Source organism: Pseudomonas sp. NPDC087612 (genome assembly GCF_044743505.1).
Taxonomy (GTDB): domain Bacteria; phylum Pseudomonadota; class Gammaproteobacteria; order Pseudomonadales; family Pseudomonadaceae; genus Aquipseudomonas.
In genome coordinates, this window is the sequence record NZ_JBIUWO010000004.1 from 266,148 (window position 1) to 290,052 (window position 23,905).

General features: G+C 64.0%; 20 protein-coding genes. 11 read left to right on the forward strand and 9 right to left on the reverse strand.

The window, feature by feature from the left end; all coding sequences use genetic code 11:
• Positions 1-55: 55 nt before the first annotated feature.
• From ACIOVF_RS10125 to pcaC, 8 genes are all read left to right on the forward strand, one after another.
• Positions 56-1,402, forward strand: a complete 1,347-nt coding sequence (locus tag ACIOVF_RS10125) for an MFS transporter (RefSeq protein ID WP_093379926.1) — start codon at positions 56-58, stop codon at positions 1,400-1,402.
• Between the two features lie 167 nt (positions 1,403-1,569).
• Complete coding sequence (locus ACIOVF_RS10130; protein ID WP_258607922.1) at positions 1,570-2,427, forward strand: CoA transferase subunit A; 858 nt, start codon at positions 1,570-1,572, stop codon at positions 2,425-2,427.
• Positions 2,424-3,203 (forward strand): CoA-transferase subunit beta, encoded by a 780-nt coding sequence (locus ACIOVF_RS10135; protein WP_045197471.1) that lies wholly within the window; start codon positions 2,424-2,426, stop codon positions 3,201-3,203. Before ACIOVF_RS10130 ends, ACIOVF_RS10135 begins: the two co-directional genes overlap by 4 nt.
• Positions 3,200-4,405: a 3-oxoadipyl-CoA thiolase gene (pcaF, locus tag ACIOVF_RS10140; protein WP_401289438.1), complete on the forward strand. Its 1,206-nt coding sequence runs from the start codon at positions 3,200-3,202 to the stop codon at positions 4,403-4,405. The genes ACIOVF_RS10135 and pcaF overlap by 4 nt, the downstream gene beginning before the upstream one ends.
• Before the next feature lie 119 nt (positions 4,406-4,524).
• Positions 4,525-5,814 (forward strand): MFS family transporter, encoded by a 1,290-nt coding sequence (locus ACIOVF_RS10145; RefSeq protein WP_045197475.1) that lies wholly within the window; start codon positions 4,525-4,527, stop codon positions 5,812-5,814.
• A gap of 19 nt (positions 5,815-5,833) precedes the next feature.
• Positions 5,834-7,198, forward strand: a complete 1,365-nt coding sequence (locus ACIOVF_RS10150) for a 3-carboxy-cis,cis-muconate cycloisomerase (RefSeq protein WP_401289170.1) — start codon at positions 5,834-5,836, stop codon at positions 7,196-7,198.
• Between the two features lie 11 nt (positions 7,199-7,209).
• A complete protein-coding gene (gene pcaD / locus ACIOVF_RS10155; RefSeq protein WP_401289173.1) occupies positions 7,210-8,007 on the forward strand; it encodes a 3-oxoadipate enol-lactonase in 798 nt (265 codons plus the stop codon).
• 2 nt (positions 8,008-8,009) lie between these two features.
• Positions 8,010-8,402, forward strand: a complete 393-nt coding sequence (pcaC, locus tag ACIOVF_RS10160) for a 4-carboxymuconolactone decarboxylase (protein WP_045197482.1) — start codon at positions 8,010-8,012, stop codon at positions 8,400-8,402.
• Between the two features lie 75 nt (positions 8,403-8,477).
• Here pcaC and ACIOVF_RS10165 read toward each other — a convergent pair whose 3' ends face one another.
• Positions 8,478-9,002 (reverse strand): DUF962 domain-containing protein, encoded by a 525-nt coding sequence (locus tag ACIOVF_RS10165; RefSeq protein WP_401289176.1) that lies wholly within the window; start codon positions 9,000-9,002, stop codon positions 8,478-8,480.
• 88 nt (positions 9,003-9,090) lie between these two features.
• On the opposite strand from ACIOVF_RS10165, the gene ACIOVF_RS10170 reads away from it, so the two are divergent.
• Entirely contained in the window at positions 9,091-9,780 is a 690-nt protein-coding gene (locus tag ACIOVF_RS10170) for a Crp/Fnr family transcriptional regulator (RefSeq protein ID WP_045197486.1), read from the forward strand.
• Here the strand turns inward: ACIOVF_RS10170 and ACIOVF_RS10175 are convergent.
• From ACIOVF_RS10175 to ACIOVF_RS10185, 3 genes are read right to left on the reverse strand one after another with little or no spacing between them, the layout of a single operon-like run.
• Entirely contained in the window at positions 9,752-11,353 is a 1,602-nt protein-coding gene (locus ACIOVF_RS10175) for an arylsulfatase (RefSeq protein WP_401289179.1), read from the reverse strand. The genes ACIOVF_RS10170 and ACIOVF_RS10175 overlap by 29 nt on opposite strands.
• 9 nt (positions 11,354-11,362) lie before the next feature.
• A complete protein-coding gene (locus tag ACIOVF_RS10180; RefSeq protein ID WP_045197491.1) occupies positions 11,363-12,187 on the reverse strand; it encodes an ABC transporter ATP-binding protein in 825 nt (274 codons plus the stop codon).
• Positions 12,184-13,779: an ABC transporter permease gene (locus ACIOVF_RS10185; RefSeq protein ID WP_401289182.1), complete on the reverse strand. Its 1,596-nt coding sequence runs from the start codon at positions 13,777-13,779 to the stop codon at positions 12,184-12,186. The genes ACIOVF_RS10180 and ACIOVF_RS10185 overlap by 4 nt, the downstream gene beginning before the upstream one ends.
• Before the next feature lie 279 nt (positions 13,780-14,058).
• Between ACIOVF_RS10185 and ACIOVF_RS10190 the strand changes: the two genes are divergently transcribed.
• Positions 14,059-15,105, forward strand: coding sequence for an ABC transporter substrate-binding protein (locus tag ACIOVF_RS10190; protein WP_093379938.1), 1,047 nt, complete (start codon positions 14,059-14,061; stop codon positions 15,103-15,105).
• Here ACIOVF_RS10190 and ACIOVF_RS10195 read toward each other — a convergent pair.
• The gene (locus ACIOVF_RS10195; protein WP_093379941.1) at positions 15,062-15,988 is read right to left on the reverse strand and encodes a LysR family transcriptional regulator; all 927 of its coding nucleotides are present in this window, start codon (positions 15,986-15,988) and stop codon (positions 15,062-15,064) included. The genes ACIOVF_RS10190 and ACIOVF_RS10195 overlap by 44 nt on opposite strands.
• Before the next feature lie 182 nt (positions 15,989-16,170).
• Between ACIOVF_RS10195 and ACIOVF_RS10200 the strand changes: the two genes are divergently transcribed.
• Positions 16,171-17,076 carry a TauD/TfdA family dioxygenase gene (locus ACIOVF_RS10200; protein ID WP_258607909.1) on the forward strand — a complete coding sequence of 302 codons (906 nt, stop codon included), beginning with the start codon at positions 16,171-16,173 and terminating at the stop codon, positions 17,074-17,076.
• 84 nt (positions 17,077-17,160) lie between these two features.
• On the opposite strand, the gene ACIOVF_RS10205 is transcribed toward ACIOVF_RS10200, so the two are convergent.
• The 4 genes from ACIOVF_RS10205 to ACIOVF_RS10220 form a co-directional block, all read right to left on the reverse strand.
• Positions 17,161-18,408, reverse strand: a complete 1,248-nt coding sequence (locus tag ACIOVF_RS10205) for an OprD family porin (RefSeq protein WP_371128636.1) — start codon at positions 18,406-18,408, stop codon at positions 17,161-17,163.
• A 394-nt stretch (positions 18,409-18,802) separates the two neighbouring features.
• A complete protein-coding gene (locus tag ACIOVF_RS10210; RefSeq protein ID WP_275559691.1) occupies positions 18,803-18,925 on the reverse strand; it encodes a hypothetical protein in 123 nt (40 codons plus the stop codon).
• A gap of 373 nt (positions 18,926-19,298) precedes the next feature.
• Positions 19,299-20,753, reverse strand: a complete 1,455-nt coding sequence (locus ACIOVF_RS10215) for an AdeC/AdeK/OprM family multidrug efflux complex outer membrane factor (RefSeq protein WP_045197503.1) — start codon at positions 20,751-20,753, stop codon at positions 19,299-19,301.
• Positions 20,750-23,902, reverse strand: a complete 3,153-nt coding sequence (locus ACIOVF_RS10220; RefSeq protein ID WP_045197505.1) for an efflux RND transporter permease subunit — start codon at positions 23,900-23,902, stop codon at positions 20,750-20,752. The genes ACIOVF_RS10215 and ACIOVF_RS10220 overlap by 4 nt, the downstream gene beginning before the upstream one ends.
• Positions 23,903-23,905: the final 3 nt, after the last annotated feature.

Genomic DNA, 23,905 nt, shown 5'->3' on the forward strand with positions numbered 1-23,905 from the left:
CCGTGCCGTTCACGCGCGCACCCGCACACGCGCGCGCTTCTTCTGGATAAAAATAATGAATAGTCCTCAAGCTGCTGTCGGAAACTGCCTTGATGTGCAGTCCTTTATCAATAGCCAACCGCTGTCGCGCTACCAATGGCGGGTGGTGATCCTGTGCTTTCTGATCGTCTTTCTCGACGGCCTCGACACCGCTGCGATGGGCTTTATCGCCCCGGCCCTGTCCCAGGACTGGGGCATTGACCGGGCCAGCCTCGGCCCGGTGATGAGCGCCGCGTTGATCGGCATGGTCTTCGGTGCGCTGGGGTCCGGGCCGCTGGCCGATCGTTTCGGGCGCAAAGTCGTACTGGTGGGGGCAGTGCTGCTGTTCGGCGCGTTCAGCCTGGCGTCGGCCTACAGCACCAATGTTGACCAGTTGCTGGTGCTGCGTTTTCTCACCGGGCTGGGCCTGGGCGCGGGCATGCCCAATGCCACGACGCTGCTGTCCGAATACACCCCGGAGCGGCACAAGTCGCTGCTGGTGACCAGCATGTTCTGCGGCTTCAACCTGGGCATGGCCGGGGGTGGCTTCATTTCTGCCAAGCTGATCCCGGCGTTCGGCTGGCACAGCCTGCTGCTGATCGGCGGGGTTCTGCCACTGGTGCTGGCGGTGGTGCTGGTGTTCTGGCTGCCGGAGTCGGCGCGTTACCTGGTGGTGCGCAACCGCGGCACCGACAAGGTACGCAAGACCCTGGCGCCGATCGAGCCGGCCATCGTCGGCCAGGCATCGAGCTTCAGCGTGCCGGAGCAAAAGACAGTCAAAGCCCGCAACGTGTTTGCGGTGATCTTCTCCGGGACTTACAGCGTCGGCACTCTGCTCTTGTGGCTGACCTATTTCATGGGCCTGGTGATTGTCTACCTGCTGACCAGCTGGCTGCCAACCCTGATGCGCGACAGTGGCGCGAGCATGGAGCAGGCCGCCTTCATCGGTGCGCTGTTCCAGTTTGGCGGGGTGCTCAGCGCCGTGGCGGTGGGCTGGGCCATGGACCGTTACAACCCGCACAAGGTTATCGGCACCTTCTACTTGCTGGCTGGGGTGTTTGCCTACGCGGTAGGGCAGAGCCTGGGCAACATCACCCTTCTCGCGACCCTGGTGCTGATTGCCGGTATGTGCGTCAACGGTGCGCAGTCGGCGATGCCGTCGCTGGCGGCCCGCTTCTACCCGACCCAGGGGCGCGCCACCGGGGTGTCGTGGATGCTCGGTATCGGCCGTTTCGGGGCGATTCTCGGGGCGTGGATGGGCGCAACCCTGTTGGGCCTGGGCTGGAATTTCGAACAGGTGCTGACCGCGCTGGTGATCCCGGCGGCACTGGCCACCACGGCGGTGATTATCAAGGGCATGGTCAGTCACGCAGATGCGACCTGACAGCCCTCGCACGTGTTGTTAGCAAGATAACAATCAGTTCGATAATCGAACAGTTAGTCGATTATCGGATTGAACAGCCCCCCAGCCCATCTTAATCTGAACCCATGACCGGCGCCGCCCGAGGCGCCTTGAAACCGACCCCGACTCAGCATATCCAGGAGTCTGCAATGGCTGAAATCCTCTCGCTCCACGACGCCGTGAAGCAGTTCGTCAACGACGGAGACAGCGTCGCCCTCGAAGGCTTCACGCACTTGATTCCGACTGCCGCCGGGCATGAAATCATTCGTCAGGGCAAGAAAGATCTGACCCTGGTACGCATGACGCCTGACCTGATCTACGACCAGCTGATCGGCGCCGGTTGCGCCCGCAAGCTGATTTTCTCCTGGGGCGGCAACCCGGGTGTCGGTTCCCTCCATCGCCTGCGCGACGCGGTTGAAAAACACTGGCCGCACGCCATCGAGATCGAAGAACACAGCCACGCCGACCTGGCCAACGCCTACGTCGCCGGCGCCTCGGGCCTGCCATTCGCAGTGCTGCGTGCCTACGCAGGTTCCGACCTGCCGAAGGTCAACCCACTGATCAAGAGCGTCACTTGCCCGTTCACCGGTGAAGTCCTCGCCGCCGTGCCTTCGGTACGCCCGGACGTCACCGTGATTCACGCGCAAAAGGCCGACCGCAAGGGCAACGTGCTGCTCTGGGGCATTCTCGGTGTGCAGAAGGAAGCAGCCCTGGCGGCCAAGCGCTGCATCGTCACCGTCGAGGAAATTGTCGACGACCTCCAGGCGCCGATGAACGCCTGCGTGCTGCCGACCTGGGCGCTGTCTGCGGTGTGCCTGGTACCGGGCGGCGCACATCCGTCCTATGCCCATGGATACTACGAGCGGGACAACCGCTTCTACCAGGCCTGGGACCCGATTGCCCGCAGCCGCGAAAGCTTTACGGCGTGGATCGACCAGTACATTCGCGGCACCGCCGACTTCACTGAATTCAAGGCAAAACTGGCCAGCGCGGAGGCTGCACAATGAGCTACTCCACCAATGAAATGATGACCGTTGCCGCAGCCCGTCGCCTGCGCAATGGCGCCGTCTGCTTCGTCGGCATCGGCCTGCCGTCCAAGGCCGCCAACCTGGCGCGCCTGACCTCGTCGCCCGATGTCGTGCTGATTTACGAGTCCGGCCCGATCGGCGCCAAGCCAAGCGTGCTGCCGCTGTCGATCGGTGACGGCGAGCTGGCGGAAACCGCCGACACCGTGGTGCCGACCGGCGAGATCTTTCGCTACTGGCTGCAGGGCGGTCGCATCGATGTGGGCTTTCTCGGCGCGGCCCAGGTCGACCGCTTCGGCAACATCAACACCACCGTGGTCGGTGACTATCACCAGCCCAAAGTTCGCCTGCCAGGTGCCGGTGGCGCACCGGAGATCGCCGGTTCCGCCAAGCAGGTGCTGATCATCCTCAAGCAGTCGAACCGCGCCTTTGTCGACAAGCTCGACTTCATTACCTCGGTCGGCCACGGCGAAGGCGGTGATTCACGCAAGCGCCTGGGCCTGCCAGGCGAGGGGCCGGTAGGCATTATTACCGACCTGTGCATCATGGAGCCGGAAGCCGGTACTCATGAGTTCGTGGTGACCTCGATCCACCCGGGTGTGACCCGCGAGCAGATCATCGCTGCCACCGGCTGGGCCATCCGTTTTGCCGACAACGTGCAAACCACCGTCGCACCGAGCGATGTCGAGCTCAACGCCCTGCGCGACCTTGAAGCGCGTACCGCCGCCGCCCACGGCCAAGCGCCAGGAGAAGCCTGATGCGTGAGGTATTTATCTGCGATGCCATTCGCACCCCCATTGGCCGCTTTGGCGGCGCCCTGGCCAGCGTGCGCGCCGACGACCTGGCGGCAGTGCCGCTCAAGGCGTTGATCGAGCGTAACCCGCAGGTACAGTGGGATCAGCTCGACGAGGTGTTCCTCGGTTGCGCCAACCAGGCCGGTGAAGACAACCGTAACGTCGCGCGCATGGCGCTGCTGCTGGCCGGCCTGCCAGACAGCGTGCCGGGGGTGACCCTCAACCGCCTCTGCGCCTCGGGCATGGACGCGGTGGGCACGGCCTTTCGCGCCATCGCCAGCGGCGAGATGGAGCTGGCGATTGCCGGCGGCGTCGAGTCGATGTCCCGGGCGCCGTTCGTCATGGGCAAGGCCGACAACGCCTACTCGCGCAACATGAAGCTGGAAGACACCACCATCGGCTGGCGCTTCATCAACCCGCTGATGAAGGCCCAGTACGGCGTCGATGCCATGCCGCAGACCGCCGACAACGTTGCCGACGATTACCAGGTCTCGCGTGCCGACCAGGACGCCTTTGCCCTGCGCAGCCAGCAACGCACGGCCGCCGCCCAGGCTGCGGGCTTCTTTGCCGAAGAGATCGTGCCGGTGCGCATCGCCCATAAAAAGGGCGAGTCGGTCGTTGAGCACGACGAGCACCCGCGCGCCGACACCACCCTCGAAGCCCTGGCCCGCCTCAAGCCAGTCAACGGCGCGGACAAGACCGTCACCGCCGGCAATGCCTCGGGGGTCAACGACGGTGCTGCGGCGCTGATCCTGGCCTCGGCAGACGCAGTGAAAAAGCATGGCCTGACCCCGCGGGCGCGGGTGCTTGGCATGGCCAGTGCCGGTGTGGCGCCGCGGGTAATGGGCATCGGCCCGGTGCCGGCGGTGCGCAAACTGACCGAGCGCCTGGGCGTGGCGGTGGCTGATTTTGATGTCATCGAACTCAACGAAGCCTTTGCCAGCCAGGGCCTGGCCGTGCTGCGCGAACTCGGCCTGGCCGACGATGCGCCGCAGGTCAATCCCAACGGCGGCGCCATTGCCCTTGGCCATCCGCTGGGTATGAGCGGCGCGCGCCTGGTCCTTACCGCTTTGCACCACCTGGAGAAATCCGGCGGGCGCAAAGGCCTGGCGACCATGTGTGTCGGCGTCGGCCAGGGCCTGGCCCTGGCCATCGAGCGGGTGTAAACCAATGACCCGGCCGCGCCGCCTCCACGCAAGGCGGCGCGGCCGGCGTGATTGTTCTGTGGAACGTGAGTGTTACTGAGTGTGTCTAGACTCTCAGAACCCACCAAGAGTAAGCAGCCATGACTTCAGCCTATTACACCGGTGAGGAGCGTAGTAAACGCATCTTTGCCATTGTCGGTGCGTCCTCGGGCAACCTGGTCGAATGGTTCGACTTTTACGTCTATGCCTTCTGCGCCATCTATTTCGCCCCGGCCTTTTTCCCCTCCGACGATCCGACGGTACAGTTGCTCAACACCGCCGGGGTGTTCGCCGCCGGCTTTCTGATGCGACCGATTGGTGGCTGGCTGTTCGGCCGCGTCGCCGACCGTCATGGCCGCAAGAATTCGATGATGATCTCGGTGCTGATGATGTGCGCCGGATCGCTGGTCATCGCCTGCCTGCCCACCTATGCCTCGATCGGCGCCTGGGCGCCGGCGCTGCTGTTGCTGGCGCGGCTGTTCCAGGGCCTGTCGGTGGGCGGTGAATATGGCACTACCGCCACCTACATGAGTGAAGTGGCGCTGCGCGGCCAGCGCGGTTTTTTTGCCTCGTTCCAGTACGTGACCCTGATCGGCGGGCAGTTGCTGGCGGTGCTGGTGGTGGTGATCCTCCAGCAGTTGCTCAGTGAAGACGAACTGCGCGCCTGGGGCTGGCGCATCCCGTTTGTGGTCGGCGCCATTGCTGCGCTGATCTCGTTGTTTCTGCGCCGCTCGCTGGAAGAAACCAGCAGCGCCGAAACCCGCAACGACAAGGACGCCGGCAGCATCGCCGGGCTGTTTCGCAACCACAAGGCGGCGTTCATCACCGTGCTCGGCTACACCGCCGGCGGCTCGCTGATCTTCTACACCTTCACCACTTACATGCAGAAGTACCTGGTCAACACCGCCGGCATGAGCGCCAAGACCGCAAGCTTCATCATGACTGGCGCATTGTTTTTGTACATGTGCATGCAGCCGTTGTTCGGCATGCTCTCGGACCGTATCGGCCGGCGTAATTCGATGCTGCTGTTCGGCGCGTTGGGCACGCTGTTCACCGTGCCGATCCTGCTGGCGCTGAAAACCGTCACCAGCCCGTTCCTGGCCTTCGTACTAATAACCCTGGCGCTGTGCATCGTCAGCTTCTACACCTCGATCAGCGGTCTGGTCAAAGCCGAAATGTTCCCGCCGCAGGTACGCGCCCTGGGCGTCGGCCTGGCGTATGCGGTGGCCAACGCGCTGTTTGGCGGCTCGGCCGAGTACGTCGCCTTGGGGCTGAAATCCATGGGCATGGAAAACACCTTTTACTGGTACGTTACGGCGATGATGGCGATTGCCTTCCTGTTCAGCCTGCGCTTGCCGAAGCAGGCTGCGTACCTGCACCACGACCATTGACCTGTTCAAGGACCTGCCAATGAACCCGCGTCCGGGCAATCAGCTGTTCGATGCCTATTTCACCGCGCAGGGAATGCGCGAGATTTTCTCTGACCGTGGCCGGGTGCAGGGCATGCTTGATTTCGAAGCGGCCCTGGCTCGTGCCGAAGCGGCCACCGGGGTGATCCCCCAGGTGGCGGTGGCGGCGATCGAAACCGCCTGCCATGCCGAACGCTATGACTTTGCCGCGCTGGCCGAGGCGATTGCCGTGGCCGGCAACTCGGCGATCCCGCTGGTCAAGGCGCTGGGCAAGGTGATTGCCAGTGGCGTACCGGAGGCCGAGCGTTATGTGCACCTGGGCGCCACCAGCCAGGATGCCATGGACACCGGCCTGGTGTTGCAACTGCGGGCGGCGCTGGCCTTGATCGAGGCCGACCTGGCGCAACTGACCAACGCCCTGGCGCGCCAGGCCGAGATTCACGCCGAGACGCCCCTGGCCGGGCGCACCTGGCTGCAACATGCTACGCCGGTCACCTTGGGCATGAAGATTGCCAGCTGGCTGGGCGCCTTGAATCGCCATCGCCAGCGCCTGCAGGAACTCAAGCCGCGCCTGCTGACCCTGCAGTTTGGCGGCGCCTCCGGGACCCTGGCGGCGTTGGGCGACAAGGCCTTGCCGGTGGCCGAAGCCTTGGCCGCAGATTTGCAGCTGACGCTGCCTGAACAACCCTGGCACACCCAGCGCGACCGTCTGGTGGAGTTCGCGGCGGTGCTCGGCATGATTGCCGGCAGCCTTGGCAAGCTCGGCCGTGACGTCAGCCTGCTGATGCAGACTGAAGCGGCTGAGGTGTTCGAGCCTTCGGCGCCGGGCAAGGGCGGTTCCTCGACCATGCCGCACAAGCGCAACCCGGTCGGCGCTGCGGTGCTGATCGGCGCCGCCACCCGGGTCCCGGGCCTGCTGGCCACGCTGTATGCCGCCATGCCCCAGGAGCACGAGCGCAGCCTCGGCCTGTGGCATGCCGAATGGGAAACCCTGCCGGAGATCTGCTGCCTGGTCTCCGGGGCGCTGCGCCAGGCACAGATCATCGCCGATGGCCTGGAAGTGGACGCCGAGCGCATGCGCCGCAACCTCGACCTGACCCAGGGCCTGGTACTGGCGGAAGCGGTGAGTATCGTCCTGGCCCAGCGCCTGGGCCGTGACCATGCCCACCATCTGCTGGAAACCTGCTGCAAGCGGGCCGTGGCCGAGCAGCGCCATCTGCGCGCCGTGCTGGGCGACGAGCCGCAGGTCAGTGCCGAACTTTCGTCAGACGAGCTCGATCGTCTGCTCGACCCAGCCCACTACCTCGGCCAGGCTCGTGCCTGGGTCGAGCGGGCGCTGGCTGAACATCACCGCGTCAATGCCTGAAGGAGGCTGCAGTGGCACAGGTACAACTCACCGATGGCGTACTCAACTATCAACTCGAAGGCCCGGAACACCTGCCGGTGCTGGTGCTGTCCAATTCTCTGGGTACTGACCTGCACATGTGGGACACCCAGGTGCCGGCTTTGACTGCGCATTTTCGCGTGCTGCGCTACGACACCCGCGGCCATGGCGGTTCGCTGGTGACCCCGGGGCCGTACAGCATCGAACAACTGGGGCAGGATGTAGTGGCGTTGCTCGATGCCTTGCACATCGAACAGGCGCATTTCTGCGGTCTGTCGATGGGCGGGCTGATTGGCCAGTGGCTGGGGATCAACGCCGGTCACCGGCTCCTGCGCCTGATCGTGTGCAACACTGCGGCCAAGATCGGCGCGCCGGACACCTGGAACCCACGCATCGAGCTGGTATTGCGTGATCGTCAAGACGCGATGGTCGGCCTGCGCGATGCCTCGATCGAGCGCTGGTTCACCAAAACCTATGCCGAGGGCAATCCCGACCAGGCCAAGCGGATTACCGATATGCTCGCCGCCACCTCGCCTGAAGGCTATGCGGCCAACTGCGGGGCGGTGCGCGATGCTGATTTTCGTGAGCAACTGGGCCAGATCAAGGTGCCGCTGCTGGTGATCTCCGGCAGCCACGACGCGGTGACGCCGCCGGCCGGTGGGCGTTTCATCCAGGAGAACGTGGCGGGCGCGCGGTACGCCGAATTCCACGCTGCGCACCTTTCCAACGTCGAAGTCGGTGCGCCGTTCAGCCGCCGGGTAATTGACTTTCTGCTGGGCCGAGAGGGCTGACCATGGACGAGAAACAACGTTATGACGCCGGCATGCAAGTGCGCCGCGCGGTGCTCGGCGATGCCCATGTCGACCGTAGCCTGAGCAACCTGAGCGAGTTCAACAGCGAGTTCCAGGAAATGATCACCCGCCACGCCTGGGGTGACATCTGGACCCGCCCGGGCCTGCCGCGGCATACCCGCAGCCTGATCACCATCGCCATGCTGATTGGCATGAACCGCAACGAGGAGCTGAAACTGCACCTGCGCGCGGCGGCCAACAATGGCGTGACCCGTGAGGAGATCAAGGAAGTGCTGATGCAGAGCGCGATCTACTGCGGCATTCCGGCGGCTAATGCCACCTTCCACCTGGCCGAGTCGGTGTGGGATGAGTTGGGGGTTGAGTCCAGGGGCTGACCCTTAGGGCCTCATCGCGGGGCAAGCCCGCTCCCACAGGTTTGGTGTAAGCGCAGGGCTGCAAAGCAGCCCCGCTCAGACCGCTGCCTTCTTCTGCCGAACCGCCACCGGCCCGACATTCTCCTCGATGACCTTCTTCAGCTCCGGGCGCAGCCCCAGCAAGAACCCCAGCTCCACCACCACGAACAACGGCCCGATGATCAAGCCCATCAGATCATCGACAAACGCCGGCTTGCGCCCTTCATAGTGGTGGCCGACAAACTGGATCACCCAGCCGATCACGAACAATGCCAGCCCGGCACTCAGCCAGACCAGGGTGCTTTGCACCGCCAGCGCCTGCCCGGCCCACAGGCACAAGCCCAGCAATAGCGCCATCAGCAGGCCCAGGCGTTGGTCCAGGCGCAGGTAGAACCAGGCGGTAACCAGCGCCACCAGCAGTGCCGGCGACAGCCAGATGCCCGCCAGTTCAAGACCCGGGCGTGACAGCAAAACCGTTACCGCCAGCACGATCAGCGGTATGCCGATGAAGTGGGTGGCGATGTTGCGCGGGTCGCGGTGGTAGGCGGCGTATTGACTCAGGTGTTCGACCAGGTTTTTCATTGTTGTTCCTCCTGTAGGTAACGTGAGCATGTCCTACAGATATCCACCTGTCTGTCGGCTAGCCGACAGAGTTCAGCTTCGAGGCGCTATGCGCGAAACCCTGCTGCAAGGTCACTGGTTCCAGGCATTGCCTCCCAGCTTTCAGGATAGCCTGCTGGCACTGGCCCGGCCGCGTCAGCTGGCAGCCGGGCAATACCTGTTCCAGCGCGGCGATGCGCCGTGCGGGCTGTATGCGGTGCTCGACGGGGCGATGCGCGTGGGCGCGGTGGCCACCGATGGCAAGGAGGCGCTGCTGACCCTGATCGAAGCGCCGCACTGGTTCGGCGAGATCAGCCTGTTCGACGGCCAGCCGCGCACCCACGACGCCCAGGCCGAAGGACTGACCCAGTTGCTGTGGATCCCCCAGGCGCCGCTGTTGAAGTTGCTCGATCAACAGCCCCGGCACTGGCGCGACGTGGCCTTGTTGATGAGCCATAAACTGCGCGTGGTGTTTGTTGCGCTGGAGCAGCAGAGCCTGCTGGCCGCCGCACCGAGGGTGGCCCACAGGCTGTTGCAGATCGCCGCCGGCTATGGCGAGTTGCTTGGCAGCCGGCGCGTGCTGCAACTGTCCCAGGAGCAACTGGCGCTGATGCTCTCGCTGTCGCGCCAGACCACCAACCAGATCCTCAAGTCGCTGCAGCAGGAAGGCGCCTTGCGCCTGGGCTATGGCGAGATCGAGATCCTCGACCCGGCACGCCTGCAGGCCCTGGCTAGTCCGGCTGGAACGGCGACTGACTGAGGATCACTCCGGTCTCCTCGACATACTTCTGCCATTCGCCCAGCAGCGCCTGCAGCTTCGCCGGTTGTACTGCGGCCAGGTCGTTGATTTCGCCCGGGTCGCTGGCCAGGTCGTACAACTGCCAGGTGGCCGGGCCGACCGGGCCGGGAATGTACAGCGCTTTCCAATGGCCCTGGCGAATGGCCCGGCGCCCGAACAGCTCCCAGCCGGTGACGGTGTTTTCGTCGTGCACTTGCTCGGTCTCGCCCGACAGGTAACCCAGCCAGGATTTACCGCGCAGCGGCGCCACCTCACGGCCGCGCCAGCGCTTGCCGGGGTGGCGCACACCGGCAAGATCGAGCAGGGTCGGGGTGATGTCCATCACCGTGCTGAACTGCTGGCTGATCTGACCCTGGCGTGCCAATGCCGGGTAATGCACCAGCGCCGGTACGCGAATCCCGCCTTCGCTGGTAAAGGCCTTGTACAGCCGCGACGGTGCGGTGGCCGCCTGGGCCCAGTGCGGGCCATACCAAACATAGGAGTTGGCCCGGCCGATGTTGTCCAGGCTGTTGTCGTAGTGCTGGTCGAGGTAGCTGGCCAGTTGCGGGCCGAACTTGGGGAAGGCTTCGAGCAGCGCACCTTCGGCGCCGTTGTCGGACATGAACAGCACCAGGGTGTTGTCGAGCAGGCCCTGCTTGCGCAGGTAGTCGAGCACCCGGCCGATGTTCCAGTCCATGCGCTCGACCATCGCCGCGTACACCTCCATGGCCCGCGCCGAGCGCTGGCGTTGCTCGTCGCTGAGGCTGTGCCAGTGGTTGTCGACCGGGTGGGCCTGGGTGTCGGCGGCGATCAGGCCGAGCGTGCGCAGTTTTTCCAGGCGCTCCTGGCGCAGCACTTCGGGGCCGGCGTCGTAGCGGCCCTGGTAGCGCGCCACCACTTCGGCCGGCGCCTGCAACGGCCAGTGCGGCGCCGAGAACGGCAGGTAGGCGAAGAACGGCCGGCTCTGGTCGCGCTCCTTCAGGTACTGCAGCAGCTTGTCGCCGAAGGCGTCGGAAGAATAGAAATCCTTGGGCAGTTCGTCGATGAAGGTCTGGTCTTCGATGTACAACGCCGGCGTTGATTTGAGCAGGCCCGGGGTGTGTTCGTCGTAGGTCGGTTCAAAGCCATAGTGGTTGGCCGCGCCCGGCAGCAGGGCGAAGGAGCGCTCGAAGCCGCGGGCCTGGGGCGCCAGCTCGGCGGTCAGGCCCAGGTGCCATTTGCCGCTCATCAGGGTCTGGTATCCGGCATCGCGCAGCAGCTCCGGCAAGGCCACCACGCGGTCGTTGAGGTAGCCTTCGTAGCCCGGCTTGCCGATCAGCTCCGGGGTCAGCGCCTCGGCCATGGTGCCGATGCCGGCGATATGGTGATCGGTGCCGGTGAGCAGCATCGAGCGGGTGGGCGAGCAGGTCGGCGCGGTATGAAAGTCGGTCAGGCGCAGGCCGGCAGTGGCCAGCGCGTCGAGGTTCGGCGTGGCGATTTCGCCGCCGAAGGCGCCGATATCGGAGAAACCCAGGTCGTCGGCAACGATGACCAGAAAGTTGGGGCGTTGGCTCATGGTCGGTTCTCAGTAGGCAAGGTAGGTCAAGGGCAGGTCGCGGATCTGTTCCTGCGCCGGTGGCAGGTAGCGCGCGTCGGCGGTCAGTTCGTGCAGCAGGTCTTCGCGCAGGCGGTGGAAGGCCAGGCTTGCGCGTTGGCGCGGGTGCGCCAGGTCGATCTCGACGATGCGCTTGATCCGCCCCGGGCGCGGCTCCAGCACCACCACGCGGTCGGCGAGAAACAGCGCTTCCTCGACATCGTGGGTCACCAGCAGGGTGGTGATGCGCGCGCGCTCGCGAATCGCCAGCAGCTCGTCCTGCATCTGCTGGCGGGTCAGCGCGTCGAGGGCGCCGAAGGGTTCATCGAGCAGAAGAATGCGCGGGCTGGCCACCAGGCCGCGGGCAATCGCCACGCGCTGGGCCATGCCACCGGACAGCTGGTGCGGGTAGGCCTGGCTGAAGTCCTCAAGGCCGACCAGGGCGATGTACTGGTTGATGCGTTGCTGGCGCTGCTCGTTGTTCAAGGGGTCGTTGACCAGGCCCAGGGCGATGTTTTGCGAAACCGTCAGCCAGGGGAACAGCCGGTGCTCCTGAAAGACGATGCCGCGTTCGCTGCCGATGCCATCGAGCGGCTTGCCATCGATCAGGATCTGCCCCTGATAGTCGTTGTCCAGGCCGATTAGCAGGCGCAGCAGGGTGGATTTGCCGCAGCCGCTGGCGCCGACGATGGCGACGAATTCACCGTCGGCGATCTGCAGGTTGAAGTCGCGGATGGCTTCCAGTTCGCCGCCAGCAACGGCGAAGTGTTTGCCGACCTGATTGAAACTGACCAGGGCAGGGGCGATGGCGTTCATGCTCGTCTCCAGCGCGTGGCGCGCAATTCGAGGTGTTGTCCGAGGGCGCCCAGCAGGGCGCCGGTGAGGCCGACCAGGAGCATCCCGGCCATGATGATGTCCATGCGCAGCAGTTGCTGGGCGCCGATCATCAAGCTGCCGATACCGCCGCCCGAAGGCATGAAATACTCGGCGCCGATGGTGCCCAGCCAGGCGTAAATCAGGCTGATGCGCAGGCCGGCGAAAATCCCCGGCGCCGCGCCCGGCAGCACCAGCTGGCGCAAGCGCTGGGGCAGATCGAGGTGCAGTACGCGGGCGGCTTCCTCCAGCTGTGGCGAACGGCTGGCCACCGCCCGCTGGGTGGCAATGAACAGCGGGAAGAACGCCGCCAGGCCAACGAACACCCACTTGGCCAGTTCACCAAGGCCGAACCAGGCGGTCAGCAGCGGCACCCAGGCGAAGATTGCGATCTGCCGCAAGCCGGCCAGGCTGGGCCCGAGCAGGCGTTCGGCAGGCGTCGACAGCCCCAGCCACAGGCCCAGGGCGAAGCCCAGGCCACCGCCGAGCAGCAAACCGCCCAGTGCCCGGCCGACACTGATGGCCAGTGCGCCGCTGAGCGAGCCGTCAAGCAGGCCGTCCCAGGTGGTGTGCAAGACCTGCAGCGGGGCGACCAGGATCTGCGTGTCGACCCAGTCCAGCTGATTGGCCAGTTGCCACAGCACCAGCAGCGCCAACGGTAGCAGCAGGGCCTGCAGGCGCTGGCCACCTTGCAAGCGCGAGACCCGCAGCTCGGCGCTGGGCGGGTGCGGCCAGTGCACCAGGCGCCGGTCGAGCCAAGCCAAGCCACGGTCCATGACAAAACCCAGCAGGCCGATGACCAGGATGCAGACGAAGACGATATCGAGCATGAACAACTGCCGGGCCCAGACCATCAGGTAGCCGATGCCTTCACTGGAGGCCAGCAGCTCTACCGCCAGCAATGAAGTCCAGCCTGTGGCCAGGGCCAGGCGCACGCCGGCGAGAAAGGCCGGCAGGGCCGCCGGAAAAATCAGCCGGCTGATCAACAGGCGCGGCGGCAGGCGCAGTACCGTCGCCGCTTCGCGCAGGCGTGGCTGGGCATCGCGCACGCCGACCAGGGTGTGCAGGGTCACCGGGACGATGATCGCCTTGACCAGCACTACCAGCTTGAGCACCTCGCCGATACCGAACAGCACCATGAACAGCGGCACCCAGGCCAGGGTCGGGATCTGCGCCAGGGCATTGAAGGTCGGCAGCACCAGGCGTTCGGCGCGACGGCTGAACCCCAGCCAGGCGCCGAGCAAGGCGCCGCTGGCGACACCCGCCAGCAGGCCCAGGGCCAGGCGTTGCAGGCTGATCGCCAGGTGCGTCCACAGCTCGCCTTGGGCCAGTTCCAGGCCGCTCTGCCAGACCAGGCTCGGTGCCGGCAATATCTGTTCGCTCATCCACTGGTTGCGGCTGGCCAGCCACCACAATGTGGCTAATGACAGCGGCAGATACCAGGCTTGCAAGCGGCGCAGGGGCAGGCCGTCGAACAGTCGCGTCCGGACTGAGGGGCTTGCCATTGGCAGGCTGAAAAGTGAAGCTCGGGCCATGGAAAACCTCCGCACATTGGCTATTTGCTTATTCTTAAATTGAATTACTGGTTTAATTTCAATGCGTTTAGGTGATAAGAGCCTGCATTTAAAGCCGCTGCCATAACCCGCAGCCAATGCATTCGAAGCATATTTTTCTTGTGTCTGATGCATGGCACGCTGCAAGGCACGTGCTGCGGTATTTATGCTTACAAGTTATTAAAATGTAATTTATTAGTATTTATTTAATGGTTCGGGTTGTCGGTAGCGTGGGCGCACCATTACCAGGAGTCGCGTGCCATGAACCTGTCGATCAACCGTGTGTTCAACCTGTTTGCCGTTCCCGCCCTGGCCGCGGTGGTCGGCTGGCTGCCGCCGCTGGCCCTGGCTGGCGAGGTCAAGGAAATCCGCATTGCCGTGCCTGACCTGAGCGCCGGCACCCAGCATTCCGGTGGCGGTGTGACCGACGTGCTGCGCGACCAGCAACTGCTGGAAAAAGCCTTCGCCGCCGATGGCATCCACATTCAATGGAACTACTTCAAGGGCGCCGGTCCGGTGATCAACGAGGCCTTTGCCAACGGCCAGGTCGACTTCGCCTACCTTGGCGACCTGGCGGCGATCATCGGCAAGGCCAATGGCCTCGACACCCGCCTGCTGGCCGCCACCGGGCGCGGCATCAAGCACTACCTGGGGGTGGCGCCGGGCAGCAACATCAAGACCCTGCAAGACCTCAAGGGCAAGCGCGTGGCGGTGTTCCGCGGCACCGCCACCCAGCTGTCGTTCGACGCCGCCCTGGCCAGCCAGGGCCTGAGCGAGAAGGACCTGAAGGTCATCAACCTGGATTTCAACGCGGCGATTGCCGCCCTGGCCGCCAGGCAGATCGACGCCACTTGGGGCTCGACCGGCATCAGCGCCCTCAAGCAACGCGGCCTGGCCGAGCTGCCGTTGAATACCCGCGACCTGGGCGGCGCCGGCAATGTCCAGGCGGTGCTGGTGGGCTCCGGGCGCTTTGTCGACGAGCATCCCGAACTGGTGGAAAAACTGCTGGCCGCCCAGCAGCAGGCCGTGCACTGGCTGACCCAGGACGACAACAAGGACGCTTATATCCAGCTGGTTTCGGGGCTGGCCAGCTACCCGCCGGCGATCCTCCAGCAAGACTTGCAGGATGAGCAACTGAGCAAGATCTTCCCCTCGACCCTGGATGCCGACTTCCTGAGCAAATTGCAGGCGTCAGTGGACCTGGCCGCCGAGCAGCGGCTGATCCGCAAAGGGTTCAAGGTCGATCAGTGGCTGGCACCGCAGGCTATCCGGCCAGCACCTGCACCTCTGGCTGCCGATCGAGGCTGACCAGGGTTTCGATCATTGCCCGGGCGGCGGGCGAGAGGCGGTATCCGCTGCGGCTGACGATGCCGCAGCGGGCGTTGAGGCTATCAAGGTTGGCCGGCAGGTTGCGCCAGTGCAGGCGCACCAGGCGGCCGTGGTCGATGTCCTCGGCAAAGGCTTCTTCGGTGCCGATGCCAATGGCATCGGTACCCAGCACGATTTTCACCAGGGTCGGCAGGTGCTCGGTTTGCACCTGTGGGGCGAAGTCGGTCTTGCCGCTGAGGTTGGCCAGCAGCTTGCGCACCCCCGGCGGGATCAGGGTGGTGGCCAGCGGGTAGTCGAACATGTCGTTGGTCGACAGGCTGTCCTTGGCCAGCAGCGGGTGCCCCGGGCGGCAAAAGAACAGGCCGCGGCGCGGGCTCAGCGCTTGGGTCTGGAAGTTCGGGTCGGCCTCGAAGTGGCGGATATCGGCGACGAAGAATTCGATCTCTTCACGGTTTAGCGCGCGGCTGAGTTTTTCCCAGTTATCCACGTCGAAGCAGGTGCGCACCTTGGGGTGGGCGGCGAGAAAGCGCGCCACCGCCTGCGGCACCAGGTGCACTGCCGGCGCCGGGCCGCAGCCAAAGCGCAGCTCGCCGGCATCGAGCTTGGTCATCTGCTGCACCTCGCTGTTGAGCTGCGCTGCGCCTTGCACCAGGCGCAGGGCGTGTTGCAGCACCACCTGGCCTTCGGGGGTGGGGCGCAAATCCTTGTTGCCGCGATCGATCAGCACGCAGCCAAACTCTTGTTCCAGGCCCTGGATGCTGCGGCTGAAAGCCGGTTGGGTGATGCCCATGGCATCGGCGGCGCGGACAAAACTGCGGTGTTCGGTGAGGGCGATGAAGTAACGCAGTTGGCGAAGATCCATATGCTTTCCCGGCATTCCAAAAATACGGCGAAGGTATTTGCCGCCGCGCAGGCTCAGGTTTTAAATGCAAGCTCTTATTCCGTCAATGAAGCATCTGCTTATTTGTTAGAGCTTATTTGCATATCAATAGAGCAGAGCTTTCATCGGCACTTAGCGCAACCTAGCCAGATGAGGGTCAAACCATGAGCAATGCCGCACGCGCCGTAGTACCTGTCACCCATACCCTGGAGATTCACCCGGTGGCCGGGCGCATCGGTGCCGAGATTCGTGGCGTCCAGTTGAGCGCCGACCTTGAGCCGGCCGTGATCGAGGCCATCCAGGCCGCGCTGGTGCAGTACAAGGTGGTGTTCTTCCGCGCCCAGACCCACCTTGATGACCAGGGGCAGGAAGCCTTCGCGCACCTGCTCGGCGAGCCGATCGCCCACCCGACCGTGCCGGTGCGCGAAGGCACCCGCTACCTGCTTGAGCTCGATGGCGGCGAAGGGCGCCGGGCTAATTCCTGGCACACCGACGTGACTTTCGTCGATGCCTACCCCAAGGCGTCGATCCTGCGCTCGGTGGTGGCGCCCGAATCCGGCGGCGATACCGTCTGGGCTAACACCGCTACGGCTTACCAGGACCTTTCCGCCGAGCTGCAGGCCCTGGCGGACCAGCTCTGGGCAGTGCACAGCAACGAGTACGACTACGCCGCCGCCAAACCCAACGTGAGCCTTGAGCAGCTGGAAAACTACCGCAAGATCTTCACCTCGACGGTGTACGAAACCGAGCACCCGGTGGTGCGCGTGCACCCGGTCAGCGGCGAGAAAAACCTGCTGCTGGGGCACTTCGTCAAACGCATCAAGGGCTACTCGCAGAGCGACTCGGCGCACTTGTTCAACCTGCTGCAAAGCCATGTCACCCGGTTGGAAAACACCGTACGCTGGCGCTGGCAGGCCGGTGACGTGGCGATCTGGGACAACCGCGCGACCCAGCATTATGCAGTGGACGACTATGGCACCCAGGGCCGGGTGGTGCGCCGGGTGACCTTGCAGGGCGATGTGCCGGTGGGGGTTGCCGGGCAGCGCAGCCGCACGACTCGCGGGGCTTGAAGCCATCGCGGGTCAAGTCGAGTCGTCGCACCGCCGCTCCCACAGGTGTCCCAAATACCTGTGGGAACTGGCGTAGCAGCAGATTCAGAGAATACCGATCGGATAACTGATGATCAGCCGGTTCTCGTCAAAGGCGTTGGTGCTGTAGTCCCGGCGCATGGTCGAGTTGCGCCATTTCAGCGACAGGCTCTTCAAGGTCCCGGACTGGATTACATAAGCCAGCTCCGATTCCCGCGCCCATTCCTTGCCATCGGTGATGGCGCCGGTATGCACGTTGTCGCCGCTGATGTAGCGGTTCATCAGGGTCAGCCCGGGCACGCCGAGGGCGGCGAAGTTGTAGTCGTGACGCAACTGCCAGGAGCGCTCCTGGGCGTTGTCGAAGCTTGAGTTGTAGCTGTCGTTGGCCAGGGTGCCACCACTGGTGCCATTGACCCGCATCCAGGCATCGTCGCCGCTGACTTTCTGCAGGCCGACATAGAAGGTACTGGCGCCGTACTTGGCCGAGAGCATTGCCGAGGCAGTGCGGTTGTCCAGTTTGCCTGCGCGCTCGGCGCCGTCTTCCTTGCCGATGAAGTAGCCGAGGTTGGCGCCCAGGGTCCAGTCGCCCAGCGGCTGGCTGTGCACCAGGTTGAGGTACTGCTGGTTGTAAATGTCCTTGAGCTCGGCGTTCCACAAACCGATCATCGTGCGCTTGTCGTTGAAGCTGTATTCGCCACCGGCAAAGTTGAAACGGTCGGAGGTGAAGGCCGCGCGGCCGTTCATCGACATGTCTTCCATGCTCGCATCGTTACGCGGGCTGTTGCCGCGAAACTGCCCGGCATACAGGGTCAGGCCGGCGATTTCCTGCGAGGTGAGCTGGCCGCCACGGAAGGTCTGCGGCAGCGAGCGGCCGTCGTCGGAACGCAGGATCGGCAGCACCGGCATCCATTCGCCAACCTTAAGCTCAGTGTTGGAGATCTTCGCCTTCAGCGCCACCCCCAGGCGGCCGAAGTCGTCGGCCGGGCGGCCATCATCGTGCACCGGCAGCAGGTGGGTGCCCGCTGTGCCCTTGCCGCCATCGAGCTTGACCGAGTACAGGCCCAATACATCCACGCCAAAACCGACCAGGCCCTGAGTAAAGCCGGAGCGGGCGTCGAGGATGAAACTCTGGGTCCATTCCTCGCCCTTGCCCTGGGGGTTGGCCGGGTCGACGAAGTTGCGGTTGATGTAAAAGTTGCGCAGGTTGAGGCTGGCCTTGGCGTCCTCGACAAAGCCGCCTTCGGCCGCGAGGGCGGGCAGGGCGCAAGTCATGGCCAGCAAGCCGGGAAGCAGGTGTCGTGCGGGTGTGGTCATCGTCAGTTGTCTCTTGTTTTTATGTAAGCCGAAGCCATCCGCTGCGACGCTTGGAGGTCACAGGCCGGGCTACGATCTTTGGGAATACGCTTTGGAAAAGCTGCGAAGCGATGGTGCGGCGGCGGGCGGGGATGAATCAATTCGTTACGGGCGGAATTGGGCGATAATCGAACGGTAACTGTTTGGTTAATTCCTTGGCCCGGGGTTACAAAAGGCTCTTCATGCAATCCTGAGATCTATGATTTTTGTGGTTGGGTTTGCAAGCTTATCCATTTGATGTGGCGCGGCTGCCGGCCCCTTCCGCCCTTACGGCGGGTCCCTTTTGTTCTTGGTGTAGAGACCGGACACATGGTTGACGGGTGTGCGGAGACATGGTGGACACTTTTCGGCGAGCTCACTTCGCCGGAAAACCATCATGCCTTGGAACACGAGAGATGCCATGAGCCTGAAAGAAGAGTTCGTTGCCTTGGCCCTGCAACCCGGCAGTAACAAGCGCCAACTTGATCTTGATATTCATGCACGCACTTCCAGACGCCGCGAAAAGCGACTTCAGGAGGCCGAGCGTAGGTGCCTGTAGGGGCGGTGCGCAGCACCTTCGGCGGCAGCCGAAGACGCGAGATGTAGACTTGCGAAGCAAGTCGTAGGCCGCGATGCCCCGGAAGGTGCCGTAGCGAGGGGACCCGAAGCGCAGCGTAGGGCCGTATGCAGGAGCAAGCGGTTTTGCCTACTTCTTCCCAAGAGAAAAGTAGGCCGCCGTAAAGGCGGAAGGGGCCAGCAGCAGCCCCACACTGAATGGATAAACTCGCAGCCTCAACATCCCAACCCGGGATTCTGTGAAGAGCCAAAAAAAAGCCCACCGCCAAGGGTGGGCTCTTCTACAGCACAGTGACTCAGCCTTTCGGCGTCTGGACCGCTGCCTGCTGCTGCGCCTGACCGGTCTGCTCGTACCAGCCGCCACCGAGGGCCTTGTACAGGTTGACCTCGCTGACCAGCTGCGACAGGCGATCGCTGATCAACGACTGCTGGGTGTTGAACAGCTGACGCTGGGCGTCGAGGAAGGTCAGGTTGCTGTCGATACCGATGCGGTAGCGACGCTCGGCCAGGCGGTAGTAGTCCTGGTTGGCGGCAACCAGATCACGCTGGGCCTGCAACTGCTGGTTGAAGGTCTGGCGCGCGGCGAGGCCATCGGAGACTTCCTGGAAGGCGGTCTGGATGGTTTTCTCGTATTTCGCGACGTTGATGTCCTTCTGGATCTTCGAGTAATCGAGGCTGGCGCGCAGGGCACCGGCGTTGAAGATCGGCAGGTTGATCTGCGGCTGGAACAGCCAGGTGCCCGAACCACCCTTGAACAGGCCGCCCATGTCCGGGCTCAGGGTGCCGGCATTGGCGGTCAGGCTGATGCTCGGGAAGAACGCTGCGCGGGCGGCGCCAATGTTGGCATTGGCGGCCTTGAGCAGGTGTTCGGCTTCCTGGATGTCTGGCCGGCGTTGCAGCAGGTCGGACGGCAGGCCCGCCGGCACTTCGGCCAGCAGGTCGCTGTCGAGCTTCTGCGCGGTCGGCAGGTTGGCCGGCACGCCGGTGCCGAGCAGCACGGTCAGGCTGTTGAGGTCCTGAGCAACCTGGCGCTGGAACTGCGCCAGCTTGACCCGCGCGCCCTCAACCGAGGTGCGTGCCTGGCTCAGGTCCAGAGCCGAGGCCACCCCCACTTCATTGCTACGCGCGGTCAGCTGATAGCTTTCCTCGTAGGTCTTGAGGGTGTCTTCGGTCAGCTTGAGCAGTGCCTGGTCGGCCTGCCAGGTGAAGTAGGCGTTGGCCACACTGGCCACCAGGCTGATCTGCGTCGAGCGCCGGGCTTCTTCGCTGGACAGGTAGTTCTCCAGCTGTTGTTCGGTCAGGCTGCGCACCCGGCCGAACAGGTCGAGCTCATAGGCGCTGACCCCGAGGGTCGCCGAGTACTGGCTGGTGATGCCCGATTCGCCGGTTTGCGACATGTTCGCCGGCATCCGCTGGCGGCTGCCGCTGCCATTGGCCGAAACCGCCGGGAACAGGTCGGCACGCTGGATGCGGTATTGCGCACGGTAGGCATCGATGTTCAGCGCCGCGACCTTGAGGTCGCGGTTGTTGACCAGCGCAGTCTGGATCAATTGCTGCAGCGCCGGGTCATGGAAGAACTGACGCCAGCCCTGTTCGGCGGCGGCCACCTCGGCCGACTCGGTCGGCGAGTAGGCAGGGCCTTGCGGCCACTGCGCGGCCACCGGCGATTCCGGGGTCTGGTAGTCAGGGATCAGCGAGCAGCCGCCAAGAATGAAAGCGGTTACTGCCAGGGACAACAGGGACTTACTCATTGCCCGGCCTCATAGCGTGGAGTTTCAGGGGTGGCGTCTTCTTCGGGCTTCTTGCTACCGAACAGCGACGACACACTTACGAAGAACAATGGCACCCAGAAGATCGCCAGTACCGTGGCGGTGATCATGCCGCCGATCACCCCGGTACCGATCGCATGCTGGCTACCCGAGCCTGCACCGCTGGAAATGGCCAGCGGTACCACGCCGAGGATGAACGCCAGCGAGGTCATGATGATCGGCCGCAGACGCATCCGGCAGGCTTCGATGGCCGCGTCGATCAGGCTGCGGCCCTGCTCGTGCAGCTCTTTGGCGAATTCGACGATCAGGATCGCGTTCTTCGCCGCCAGGCCGATGGTGGTCAACAGACCCACCTGGAAATACACGTCGTTGGACAACCCGCGCAGGCTGGTGGCCAGCAGCGCACCGATGATCCCCAGCGGTACCACGAGCATGACCGCGATCGGGATCGACCAGCTTTCATACAGCGCTGCCAGGCACAGGAACACCATCAGCAGCGACAGGGCGTACAGCGCTGGCGCCTGGGAGCCGGACAGCCGCTCCTCGTACGACAGGCCCGTCCATGAGTAACCGATACCCGCCGGCAGTTGCGCGGCCAGGCGCTCGACCTCAAGCATGGCTTCACCGGTACTGTAGCCAGGGGCTGGTGCACCGAGGATTTCCATGGCTTCTACACCGTTGTAACGCGACAGCTTCGGTGCACCGTAGATCCACTCGCCCTTGGCGAAGGAGGAGAACGGCACCATCTCGCCAGCGGCGTTGCGCACGAACCACTTCTGCAGGTCTTCCGGGCTCATCCGTGCACCGGCTTCACCCTGGATGTAGACCTTCTTGACCCGGCCGCGGTCGATGAAGTCGTTGACGTAGCTGGCACCCAGGGCAATCGACAGGGTGTTGTTGATGTCGGCGATGGTCACGCCCAGGGCACTGGCGCGCTCGTCGTCGACGGTCAGCTGGTACTGCGGTTCATCGTTCAGGCCGTTCGGGCGCACTGCCGAGAGGATCTTGCTTTGCGCAGCCATGCCGAGGAACTGGTTACGCGCTTGCATCAGTTTTTCGTGGCCGACACCGGCACGGTCTTGCAGGAACACGTCGAAACCGGTGGCGTTACCCAGCTCCAGTACCGCAGGCGGGGCAAAGGCGAACACCATCGCGTCGCGGAAGCTGAAGAAGTGCTGCTGGGCACGGTTGGCCAGGTTGAACACGTTGTTCTCGGCCGAACGTTCGCCCCATGGCTTGAGCATGATGAAGGCCATGCCCGAGCTCTGGCCGCGACCGGCGAAGTTGAAGCCGTTGACGGTGAACACCGAGGCAACGGTATCGGCTTCCTTGTCGAGCAGGTAGCTGCGCATCTCGTCGATCACCACCTGGGTGCGCTCGGCGCTGGAACCGGCCGGGGTCTGCACCTGGGCAAACAGTACGCCCTGGTCTTCTTCAGGCAGGAACGCCGTCGGAATGCGGGTGAACAGCCAGATCATGCCGACCACGATCAGCAGGTAGGCCAGCAGGTACGGGGCCTTGTGCCGCAGCATGTTGCCGACGCCGCGCTCGTAGCTGCGCACGCTGCGGTCGAAGTTGCGGTTGAACCAGCCGAAGAAGCCGCGCTTGGCAACGTGGTGCTCGCCCTTGGCAATCGGCTTGAGCATGGTTGCGCACAGCGCCGGGGTGAAGATCAGTGCCACCAGTACCGACAGGGCCATGGCCGAGACGATAGTGATCGAGAACTGTTTATAAATCACACCGGTGGAGCCGCCGAAGAAGGCCATGGGCAGCAGTACCGCCGACAGCACCAGGGCGATACCGACCAGGGCGCCCTGGATCTGGCCCATGGACTTCTTGGTCGCTTCCTTGGGTGACAGCCCTTCTTCGGACATCACCCGCTCGACGTTCTCCACCACGACGATGGCATCGTCCACCAGCAAGCCGATGGCCAGTACCATGCCGAACATGGTCAGGGTGTTGATGCTGAAATCGAACGCCGCAAGGATCCCGAACGTACCCAGCAATACCACCGGTACGGTCATGGTGGTGATGATGGTGGCGCGGAAGTTCTGCAGGAACAGGTACATCACCAGGAACACCAGCACGATCGCTTCGATCAGGGTGTGGATTACCCCGCTGATCGACTCGGTCACCACTGGCGTGGTGTCATACGGGAACACCGCCTTCATGCCTTCCGGGAAGAACGGTTCCAGGTCGGTGATGGTCTGGCGCAGGGCCTTGGCGGTATCCAGGGCGTTGGCGCCGGTGGCCAGTTTCACCGCAAGGCCAGAGGCCGGCTTGCCGTTGAACTGGGCGCTGATTGCGTAGTTTTCACCACCCAGGCCGACCTTGGCGACATCACTCAGGCGCACCTGGGAGCCGTCACGGTTGACCTTGAGCAGGATCTTCTCGAACTGCTCGGCGGTCTGCAGGCGGGTCTTGCCGATGATCGTGGCGTTCAGCTGGGTACCCGGCAGTGCAGGCAGGCCGCCGAGCTGGCCGGAGGACACCTGGACGTTCTGCGCGGCCACCGCGGTACGCACGTCGACCGGCGTCAGCTGATACTTGTTCAGCTTGGCCGGATCGAGCCAGATGCGCATGGCGTACTGGGCACCGAATACCTGGAAGTCACCGACACCGGCAGTGCGCGAGATCGGGTCCTGCATGTTGGAGACGATGTAGTTGGCCAGGTCGTCCTTGGACATGCTGCCGTCTTCGGACACCAGGCCGATCACCAGCAGGAAGTTCTTCACCGCCTTGGTCACGCGGATACCCTGCTGCTGCACTTCTTGCGGCAGCAGCGGGGTGGCCAGGTTGAGCTTGTTCTGCACCTGGACCTGCGCGGTATCGGGGTTGGTACCCTGCTCGAAGGTCGCGGTAATGGTCATGCTGCCGTCGGAGTTACTTTCCGACGACACATAACGCAGGTTGTCGATACCGTTGAGCTGCTGCTCGATCACCTGCACCACGGTGTCCTGCACGGTCTGCGCCGAAGCGCCCGGGTAGGTCACGGCGATGGCGATGGCCGGCGGCGCGATGCTCGGGTACTGGTTGATCGGCAACTTGAGGATCGACAAGGCGCCGACCAGCATGATCACCAAGGCGATCACCCAGGCAAAGATCGGGCGATCGATAAAGAATCTCGACATGGT

Excerpts from the sequence above, each read along its gene's own strand:
- ACIOVF_RS10130 (WP_258607922.1), top strand. The coding sequence starts at position 1,570 with ATGGCTGAAATCCTCTCGCTCCACGACGCCGTGAAGCAGTTCGTCAAC.
- ACIOVF_RS10180 (WP_045197491.1), bottom strand. The coding sequence starts at position 12,187 with ATGAACGCCATCGCCCCTGCCCTGGTCAGTTTCAATCAGGTCGGCAAA.
- ACIOVF_RS10210 (WP_275559691.1), bottom strand. The coding sequence starts at position 18,925 with ATGAATATCAAGATCAAGTTGGCGCTTGTTACTGCCGGGTTGCAGGGC.
- ACIOVF_RS10175 (WP_401289179.1), bottom strand. The coding sequence starts at position 11,353 with ATGAGCCAACGCCCCAACTTTCTGGTCATCGTTGCCGACGACCTGGGT.
- ACIOVF_RS10195 (WP_093379941.1), bottom strand. The coding sequence starts at position 15,988 with ATGGATCTTCGCCAACTGCGTTACTTCATCGCCCTCACCGAACACCGC.
- ACIOVF_RS10220 (WP_045197505.1), bottom strand. The coding sequence starts at position 23,902 with ATGTCGAGATTCTTTATCGATCGCCCGATCTTTGCCTGGGTGATCGCC.
- ACIOVF_RS10190 (WP_093379938.1), top strand. The coding sequence starts at position 14,059 with ATGAACCTGTCGATCAACCGTGTGTTCAACCTGTTTGCCGTTCCCGCC.
- ACIOVF_RS10150 (WP_401289170.1), top strand. The coding sequence starts at position 5,834 with ATGAACCCGCGTCCGGGCAATCAGCTGTTCGATGCCTATTTCACCGCG.
- ACIOVF_RS10145 (WP_045197475.1), top strand. The coding sequence starts at position 4,525 with ATGACTTCAGCCTATTACACCGGTGAGGAGCGTAGTAAACGCATCTTT.
- pcaC (WP_045197482.1), top strand. The coding sequence starts at position 8,010 with ATGGACGAGAAACAACGTTATGACGCCGGCATGCAAGTGCGCCGCGCG.
- ACIOVF_RS10165 (WP_401289176.1), bottom strand. The coding sequence starts at position 9,002 with ATGAAAAACCTGGTCGAACACCTGAGTCAATACGCCGCCTACCACCGC.
- ACIOVF_RS10125 (WP_093379926.1), top strand. The coding sequence starts at position 56 with ATGAATAGTCCTCAAGCTGCTGTCGGAAACTGCCTTGATGTGCAGTCC.
- ACIOVF_RS10200 (WP_258607909.1), top strand. The coding sequence starts at position 16,171 with ATGAGCAATGCCGCACGCGCCGTAGTACCTGTCACCCATACCCTGGAG.
- ACIOVF_RS10135 (WP_045197471.1), top strand. The coding sequence starts at position 2,424 with ATGAGCTACTCCACCAATGAAATGATGACCGTTGCCGCAGCCCGTCGC.
- ACIOVF_RS10185 (WP_401289182.1), bottom strand. The coding sequence starts at position 13,779 with ATGGCCCGAGCTTCACTTTTCAGCCTGCCAATGGCAAGCCCCTCAGTC.
- ACIOVF_RS10215 (WP_045197503.1), bottom strand. The coding sequence starts at position 20,753 with ATGAGTAAGTCCCTGTTGTCCCTGGCAGTAACCGCTTTCATTCTTGGC.
- ACIOVF_RS10170 (WP_045197486.1), top strand. The coding sequence starts at position 9,091 with ATGCGCGAAACCCTGCTGCAAGGTCACTGGTTCCAGGCATTGCCTCCC.
- ACIOVF_RS10205 (WP_371128636.1), bottom strand. The coding sequence starts at position 18,408 with ATGACCACACCCGCACGACACCTGCTTCCCGGCTTGCTGGCCATGACT.